At 71.1% G+C, this 7,077-nt stretch carries 2 protein-coding genes and 1 pseudogene; 1 reads left to right on the top strand and 2 read right to left on the bottom strand.

Annotated features, from left to right (window positions below; genetic code table 11):
• Nucleotides 1–54: 54 nt before the first annotated feature.
• Complete coding sequence (locus tag ACIPSJ_RS30175; RefSeq protein ID WP_401350785.1) at nt 55–3,774, bottom strand: hypothetical protein; 3,720 nt, start codon at nt 3,772–3,774, stop codon at nt 55–57.
• A gap of 564 nt (nt 3,775–4,338) precedes the next feature.
• Between ACIPSJ_RS30175 and ACIPSJ_RS30180 the strand changes: the two genes are divergently transcribed.
• The gene (locus ACIPSJ_RS30180) at nt 4,339–4,881 is read left to right on the top strand and encodes a peptidoglycan-binding protein (protein WP_401350787.1); all 543 of its coding nucleotides are present in this window, start codon (nt 4,339–4,341) and stop codon (nt 4,879–4,881) included.
• A gap of 43 nt (nt 4,882–4,924) precedes the next feature.
• Here ACIPSJ_RS30180 and ACIPSJ_RS30185 read toward each other — a convergent pair.
• Nucleotides 4,925–6,949: pseudogene (locus ACIPSJ_RS30185) on the bottom strand (S41 family peptidase); the annotation flags it as partial.
• Between the last annotated feature and the right edge of the window lie 128 nt (nt 6,950–7,077).

The raw sequence follows: 7,077 nt of genomic DNA on the forward strand, positions 1-7,077 counted from the left end.
GTCTGAACGCGCGTGGGGCGCCCTTCCGTTCGAAGGGCGCCCCACGTTGCCATCTCATCCGCATACGGGCCGGCGTGCGGAGCCGGGCAGGTAGAGGGACCGCTCCCGGTCCGTGATGTCCCGGTGGACGGCGGCGCACAGGTCGTGGATCAGCCGGGCCGTGCCGGGCAGGGTGACGTTCCACAGCTGTACTGTGCCGTCGCTGTCGGCGCTGGCCAGTGTGTGGCCGTCGGGGCTGAAGGCCAGGGAGCGCACTTCGCCGGTGTGGCCGACGAATTCGACACGTGCGTACCCGGTGGCGATGTCCAGCAGGGACACCGATCCGCCGTCGCCGTCCACCCGGCCGACGGCGAGGGTGGCGCCGTCCGGGCTGAAGGCCATGGGTGTCCCCGCGTCGGGGAGGGTCTCCTGGATGCTGCCGGTGGCCGGGTTCCACAGCCGTACGGTTCCGTCTCTGCTGCTGGTGGCGAGGGTGGCGCCGTCGGGGCTGAAAGCGATCGACTCGACGGTGTTGTTCGACGGATCCAGTTCTCTCGCGGGTCCCGATGACCCGGCCTTGGTCTTGTCCTCAGGCATGTTCAGGGTGGACACGACGTGTCCGCTGTTCACGTCCAGCACCCGCACCCGTCCGAAATGGCCGCTCACGGCGAGCATCGTGCCCGCGGGGTCGAAGGCCAGCGATGCCATCGATCCTTCGGTGTGCCTGTCCGGGAAGACCTTCTTCGTACGGCCGGTGGCGGCGTCCTTGAGAACGACGGTGCCCAGGTCCCGGACGGTGGCGAGGGTGGTGCCGTCCGGGCTGAACGCGACCGCTGTTCCTGCCTTGGGAAGGGTCTTCTTCCTCTGCCCGGTCGCCGTGTCCCAGAGTTCCAGGGTCTCCGAGAAGTCGCCGGTCGCCAGCGTGCGGCCGTCGGGACTGAAAGCCATCCCCGCGGTGCCGCGGTGGCCCGGCAGTACGTGCGTGATGTCACCGGTCGCCGTGTTCCACAGTTGTACGGTCCTGTCGGGCGAGTCCGTCGACTCGGCGTCGACGGCCAGGGTGGTGCCGTCAGGGCCGAACGCCAGTCCCTCGGCGCGGGTCCCGGGTGTACCGAGGGTGGCTCCGGGCCGGCGGCTGGCCGCATCCCACAGCCGTAGGGTGCCGTCGCGAGCGCCGGAGGCCAGAGTGGAGCCGTCCGGGGCGAACGCGACCGAGGTGACGGCGTCGGTGTGCCCGGTGAGAGTGATCGTGGACCGGTGGCTGGAGACATCCCACAGCCGTATGGTGCCGTCGTCGCTGCCGGAGGCCAGGGTCGTGCCGTCCGGGCTGAAGGCCAGGGTGCCGACGGTGGCGCTGTGACCGGTGAGGCTCGCCTCGGCGAGACCGGTGGCCGCGTTCCACAGCCGTACCGTCCCTGATCCGCTTCCCGTGGCCACGGTGTGCCCGTCGGGGCTGAAGGCGACCGCCTGCAAGGAGTCCAGGGGATCGGCGGTGAGTGTCGCCCGGATCCGGCCCGTGTCCAGGTCCGACAGGAAGATCCTCCGGTTGTGCCCGCCCGTGGCCACGGTGTGGCCGTCCGGGCTGACGGCGACCGTCATTTCGAAGCTGGGAGGAGCGGAGAGCCTGGTCTTCACGCGGCCTGCGGCCACGTCCCATACGCGGCCGGCATCGGTCACCGCCAGCGCCCGGCCGCGAACGAACGCGACGCCCCCCACACGCTTGTCGGATATCGAGGCACGGGTTTCGACGCGCCCTTCGGCGACATTCCAGACCCGGACACCCGCGGCCCCCGCGGTGACGAGACGTTCTCCCGCGCGGTCGAAGTCCATGGACCACACGGCGTTGGCGGAGTTGGTCAGAACGGACCGCCGACGGCCACTCGCGACATCCCAGAGCCTGATGTCGTCGGCGCCGAAGTCGTCGTCGCTGCCGGCCGTCACCACCGTCCTGCCGTCCGGGCTGAAGGCAACCGAGTCCACTGTGCCGGCATGGGCGGTGATGCGGTGTTCCAGCGGCACGCTCGCGGCGGCGTACAGGCTCGTGGTGGCTTCTCGGGTGGGGCTGGTGCGGTAGGCCTGGATGGCCAGCAGGGAGGCCAGGTCCGAGTCGCTGCCCAGCAGGGCGGTGGACTGCGCGGCGAGCTGGCGGGACAGGGCCTGACGCTGTGCGGTGACCGCGTTCTGGCGTTGGTCGAGTGCCGTGCCGGTGGCCGTGAGCGCCGCGACGAGCAGGAACGCCAGAGCGGCGACCAGGGCGCGCAGACGGCGCGTCCTGCGGACGGCCTGTCTGCGTTCGTCGTCGCGGGCCTTCAGACTCGCCGCCAGGAAGTCCTGCTCCAGGGGCGTGAAGTGTTCCCGCTGTTCGGCGGTGAAGGTCTCCTCGGCGGTGGCGAGCCGGGTGCCTCGGTAGAGGGCACCGGGGTCGCGGCCTAACTCGTCCCAGGACCTGGCCGCTTCGGATAAGCGGCGCTGTCCGCGCAGGAGTTCGCGGCTGGTGTCGATCCAGTCGCGCAGCCGGGGCCAGGCGGTGATGAGGGCCTCGTGGGCGAGGTCCACGGTCTCGTCGTCGAGGGTGACCAGCCGTGCGCGGGCCAGCAGTTCGAGGATCTGGTCGGTGTCCGCGCCGCTCGTGGGGTTGAGTTCGCTGTGCGGCGCGGGACGGCGGGTGTCCTGCGCTCCCTCGCCGGGGGTGATCAGGCGCAGCAGCAGGCGCCGGGTGAGGGCGGCCTGCTCGGGCCGCAGCCGGGTGTAGACCTGCTCGGCGGTGGCGGCGATGGCGCCGTGGATGCCGCCGGCCGCCTCGTAGGCCTTGAGGGTGAGGGTCTTGCCCCGGCGGCGGCGCCAGGTCTCCAGCAGGGCGTGGGACATCAGCGGCAGACTGCCGGGTTCGTCCGCCACCTCGTCGACGATCCTGGCGCTGAGCGCACGCTCCAGCACCAGACCGTGGGCGGTGGCAGGTCCGACGATCGCCTCCCGCAGTTCCTCCCGGTTCATCGGTGTGACGAGCAGGTTGGCGCTCTGCAGGGCGCGGGCGAGGCCGTGGTGTTCGCCGCAGCGGCCGTAGAAGTCGGCCCGCACCGCGATCACCACGCGCAGGCGGCTGTCCTCGTCGAGTGCCGTCAGCAGGTGCTCGATGAACCTGACGCGCTCGTCGCTGTCGTGGCAGAGGGTGAACACCTCCTCGAACTGGTCGACCAGAACCCAGGTCTCCCCCTCACCCGCCGCGGGGGTCAGAGCGGGGGCGTGCCGGCCGGCCGGTCGTGCGCCGGGGGTGAGGATCCGGACGGCCGCCGGGCGGGCCGCCGGCGGGGCCTGCCGGAGCGCGGGGACGAGTCCGGCTCGCAGCAGCGAGGACTTCCCGCTGCCGGACATGCCGATGAGTCCGGTGAAGCGGTGCGCCCCGGCCGTCCGGACCAGGTCGGCCGTCAGCCGGTCCCGGCCGAAGAACCTGTCCTGGTCGCCGGGCTCGAAACGCGAGAGCCCGAGATACGGGGCCGGCGTCCCGTCGTCGGGCGCCAGCTGCCCCTGCTCCTCCTCCCGCGCGGCCTGGTGCCAGCGCCGCTCCCAGTCGGCGGCGCGCCCGCCGCACGCGGTCGCGTACGCCAGGACCACGGGCAGCGACGGCAGCCGCTCACCGGCGGCGGCCTCGGAGAGGGTGGCGGACGCGTATCCGCACCGTTCGGCCATGACGCGGTAGGTGGGCCCGCCGGCCTCCTGGCGCAACGTGCGCAGCTCATGGGCGAAGCGCTGGACCGGTCCGGCCTCGGGATCCAGGGGACTCTCAGGACGACCCACGTGAGTGATGCTCCTTCTCATGGAAATGGGTCCGCGGATTACGCGGATCCACGATGAGGTGCCACGGCCTGCCCGCAACAGACATTGCCCGGCCGATTTTCCGGATCCTGCCGGTCGGTTGTCCCGCGTTCCCTCCCCGCGTGGAGAACGCGGGACAACCGGCCCGGGAGGCCACAAGTCCGCCACCCGGGGCGACCGCGTTTACGGCGGCCTCTCCTCGCCTTCGATTGCAGCAGCGTCGGAGTTGATTGGCAGGCCCGCTCCGCGTCCGAATCAATCGGGAACGCCCAGGTGACGTAGGTCTGTCCGGTGCGGTCCCGCCGGACCCCGGGCTTCCGGCTTTGGCGGCGTCGGGGCGAAAGCGGCTCGGGCGTCGGGTAATGCGCGGCGCACGGAGGGGTTATTGACCGGCGGCCCGGAAGGGGATGTCAATCAACTCGGACCCCACTGGAATAACCACACGGCTTTCGCCGCAGTCCAAGGCGCGGTGAAAGCACGGAAGCAGCAGAGAAGTTGCGAATCCCTCATCGGGAACCGGAATCACCACCAGAAGGAAGGAAAGTCATGATCGCTTTGTCTTCACGGAAGGTGCTCGCCGCGGCGATGGCGGCCGCGGCACTGACGGCGGGGGCGGCCTTTGTCGCTCCGACGGCCACCGCGTCCGTCAGCCAGGGGTACGTGATCGGCGGCGGCTGGGGTGACAGTGTGAAGGACGACTTCGGGGACGAAGGCCCCGTGGACCACGACTCGCACCGCAACAGCCTGGCCACCGCGCTGTGGCAGCAGATCCTGTGGGCCGACGGATACCTCGCCGCCTCCGGGGTCGACTGCGAGTTCGGGCCCAACACCACCGCGGCCACGAAGAACTGGCAGACGGCCCTGGGCGCCCACTCGGACGAGGGATCCCTGGACCCGGACGGCAGTGCCGGCCCCAAGACCATGGGCACCGCGGACCAGTGGCTCACCGACCTGGGCAACAGCAGGGACATCAGGTACACCGGCACCGGTGGGCGGACCGTGACCTTCCACCGGGTCAACGGCATCTACCAGATCTACCTCAACGGCGCCTGGCGGAACGCCTCCTACACCTCCACCTCCGGCTGCTGAACCCACCCGCTCCCGGACACTCCGGCCGGCACGGGCCGGGGTGTCAGGGAGCCGTCGGCCTCGGGGGGAGCTTCGGGCGGGAGCGGTCCGGGGCCTCGCTGTAGTCCGGGGGGACGGCCGCGGGGTGGTCGGAGAGGAGGTCCAGGGCGAGTTGGATGGCGTCGTCCATCTCGACGTGGCGGCCCTCGGCCCAGTCGAGGGGGGTGCGCAGGATCTCCAGGTCGGGGGCGACGCCGTGGTTCTCGACGGACCAGCCGTAGTCCTCGAACCAGGCCGCGTTCATCGGGACCGTGATCACCGTGCCGTCGCCCAGGCGGTGGCGGCCGGTCATGCCGACCACTCCGCCCCAGGTGCGCTGCCCGACGACCGGACCGAGCCGCAGCAGCTTGATCGCGGCCGTGATCATGTCGCCGTCGGAGGAGGTGGCCTCGTCGGCGAGCGCCACGATCGGGCCGCGCGGGGCGTTGGAGGCGTACGACACCGGCTGGGCGTTCCTCGTCAGGTCCCAGCCGAGGATGGTCCGGGTGAGCTTCTCCACGACGAGTTCGCTGATGTGGCCGCCCGCGTTGCCGCGCACGTCGACGATGAGCGCCGGCCGGGAGACCTCCCCGCGCAGGTCGCGGTTGAACTGGGCCCAGCCCGAGCCGCCCATGTCGGGGATGTGCAGGTAGCCGCACTTGCCGCCGCTCATCTCCCGTACCACCTCACGGCGTTTGGCCACCCAGTCCTGGTAGCGCAGCGGCCGTTCGTCGATCAGGGGGAGGACGGCGACCCGGCGCGGCGGCCCCGACTCGCCCTCGCCCGGCGTGAACGTCAGCTCCACCGTCGTACCGCCCGCCCCCGCGAGCAGCGGGTACGGACCGGTGACCGGGTCCACCGGCCGGCCGTCGACGTGCGTGAGCACCGCGCCCTCGCGGATGCCGGTGCCCGCGAGCGGGGAGCGTGCCTTGGAGTCGGAGGAGTCGCCGGGCAGGATCCGCTTCACCGTCCAGCCGCCGTCCCGGTGGACGAGGTTGGCGCCGAGCAGGCCCTGGAGGCGCTGGTAGTGCGGCGGGCCCTCGTTGCGGCGGGCGGGGGTGACATAGGCGTGCGAGGTGCCGAGTTCGCCGAGGACCTCACGGAGGAGGTCGGCGAACTCGTCCGGGGAGGCGACCCGTTCGACGAGCGGGCGGTACTGGTCGAGGACACGGTCCCAGTCGATGCCGCACATCCCCGGGTCCCAGAAGTAGTCCCGAATGAGGCGGCCGGCCTCGGCGTACGCCTGGCGCCACTCGGCGGGCGGGTCGACCTCGTGCAGGATGCGGCGCAGGTCGATCCAGACGGTCGTGTCGCCGTCGCCTGACTCGGTCGAGGGGACGGCCCGCAGCTCGCCCTCGTCGACCACGACCAGCCGGCTGCCGTCGCCGCTGACCGTGAACCAGTCGAGGTGGTCGACGAGTTCGGACTTCTTCGCCTTGCTGATGTTGAAGTACTCAAGGGTCGGGCGGCCGCTGGTGTCGGCCGGGTTGGCGAAGGTCTCGCCCAGCGCGCCCGAGATCGGCCAGCGCAGCCAGACCAGGCCGCCGCCCGCGACCGGGTACAGCGCCGAGTACTTGGAGGCGGTGACCGGGAACGGGGTCACCCGGTTCTCCAGGCCCTCGACCTCCACCGTCACCGCGCCGCCCTCGCCGGGCTCCTCGTCCTCGACGGGGTCCAGACCGCCGGCGGCCGGCCGTCCGTCCGGGTTGAGGGCGAAGGGGGAGAGGGTGGCGGAGGAGAGCGGGACCAGATAGGGGCGGCAGCCGAGCGGGAAGGAGAGGTCGCCGGTGTGGACGTCGTACACCGGGTCGAAGCCGCGCCAGGAGAGGAACGCGAGATAGCGGCCGTCGCGGGTGAAGACCGGGTTCTCGTCCTCGAAGCGGCCGTTGGTGACGTCGATGACGAGCCGGTCGCTGATCCGGGCCATCTTGATCTGCCGCAGTGTCCGGCCGATCCCCGGATGCGACCAGGTCAACCATGACCCGTCCGGTGAGAAGGCCAGATCACGGACCGGACCATTGATCGACTGGATCAACTCGGTGACCACGCCGTCGACACCGTCAACATTGACCGCCTCAACGTCCTCAACGTCCTCAACGTCCTCAACGTCCTCAACGTCCTCAACGTCCTCAACGTCCTCAACGTCCTCAACGTCCTCAACGTCCTCAACGTCCTCAC

Origin of the sequence: Streptomyces sp. NPDC090088 (genome assembly GCF_044747345.1) — a bacterium.
Classification (GTDB): Bacteria; Actinomycetota; Actinomycetes; order Streptomycetales; family Streptomycetaceae; genus Streptomyces.